The following is a 1,512-nucleotide window of genomic DNA, read 5'->3' as shown; positions in this document are numbered from 1 at the left end:
TTAGCTGTCCGGTAAAAGAAGCCCCACGTCCGAACTGAAAGTCGGCGTGGGATGAATTTTACACAGAGTCTTTCGGTATAGGGAAGCGAGCTATTAAGCTTCTAAGCAATTCGGAACAAGTCATTCCTCTCCGGTCAGCTTCTTGCTTGAGTTGTTTTTTCTCAAAACTAGTCAATCTAATCATTAAGTTTTTATCTTTAATTTTGCTTTGACACTTGTAAATACAGTTACTATACTAATAATAGGTCGAAAAATAAGGGATAGCAACAATGATATCAGCGTATCAGTATCGGTTAAGACTAACCAAGTCACAGGAAGCTGAAATAGAAAGATGGCTTGATATGCTGCGGCACCAATACAACTATCTATTGGCTGATAGATTCAACTGGTACGAACAAAATCGCTGTTCTATTAACTCTTGTCCTCTTGTTTGCCATCTACCAGATTTAAGGAATAATCCAGACTATTTCTCTCAAAAAAAGACTCTCCCCCAGCTAAAGAAGGACAGACCTTGGTACAGTGTAGTTCAATCCCAAGTCCTCCAAGACTGTGTCAAAAGAGTCGATCTAGCTTTTAAACGGTTTCTCAAAGGGGATAGCAATGGGAAAAAGAGCGGGAGACCTCGCTTTAAAGGGAAAAATAGATATAAGTCATTTACTTTTCCCTCTCTATCAAAAAACCCAATAAATGGCAACATTCTAACTCTCCCAAAATTTGGAAAAGTTAAAATGATTTACCATAGACCTATCCCAGAAGGTTTTAAGATTAAGACGGCCACTATAACTCGAAAGGCTGATGGCTATTATGTTACGCTGTCAATCCAAGATGATACTGTGCCGGATGTTATCCCAGTAGATAGCGTTAAAAATCCTATTGGGATAGACATGGGTCTCAAGTCTTTTCTGATTAAGTCTGATGGTTCAGAGGTACCAATTCCTCAGTATTATCGAAAGGCTCAGAAACGACTAAATAAAATCCAGAAAGCTGTCAGCAGATCCAAGAAGGGGAGTAACAATAGAAGGAAAGCTGTCACTAAATTAGGGAAGGCTCACAAAAAGGTTGCTGACACTCGAAAAGACTTTCACTTTAAAACCGCAAAGGGATTGCTAGATAGTTACGATCTAGTTGCCCACGAGAAATTAAACATTAAAGGTTTAGCTAAGACTAGACTGGCTAAATCTATATTAGATGCTGGATGGGGTCAATTTCTGTCTATTTTGTCAAACAAAGCCGAAAATGCTGGTTTGATTACGGTAGCAGTGAATCCCCGAAATACTAGCCAAAACTGTTCTAATTGCGGGACAAAGGTTCCAAAAAAGTTAAAAGACCGCATTCATTCTTGTCCTTCCTGTGGTTATAGAGAGGATCGTGATGTAAATGCGGCAAAAAATATATTGAAGTTGGCGGTGGGGCATCCCGTCGGAAATAAAGCTTACCGAGTATCCGAACCAATAGGTGGAGTTGGTAAGAAGCCCACACTGTAATCTACGATTCAGTGTGGGAGTATGTCAC

General features: G+C 39.8%; 2 protein-coding genes. One reads left to right on the top strand and one right to left on the bottom strand.

Translation table 11 applies throughout. The annotated features are described in order from the left end of the window. Positions 1–58 precede the first annotated feature (58 nt). Entirely contained in the window at positions 59–202 is a 144-nt protein-coding gene (locus AC4II3_RS32685; protein WP_075898961.1) for a plasmid mobilization protein, read from the bottom strand. Between the two features lie 67 nt (positions 203–269). Between AC4II3_RS32685 and AC4II3_RS32680 the strand changes: the two genes are divergently transcribed. Then, the gene (locus tag AC4II3_RS32680) at positions 270–1,484 is read left to right on the top strand and encodes an RNA-guided endonuclease InsQ/TnpB family protein (protein WP_488016467.1); all 1,215 of its coding nucleotides are present in this window, start codon (positions 270–272) and stop codon (positions 1,482–1,484) included. Positions 1,485–1,512: the final 28 nt, after the last annotated feature.

This window comes from Moorena sp. (assembly GCF_982860115.1).
The sequence above is the reverse complement of the archived record's forward strand: the minus strand, read 5'-3'. Positions and strand labels throughout refer to the sequence as shown.

What these genes read in the sequence shown, in the direction of transcription:
- AC4II3_RS32680 (WP_488016467.1), top strand. Translation starts at nt 270, where the DNA reads ATGATATCAGCGTATCAGTATCGGTTAAGACTAACCAAGTCACAGGAA.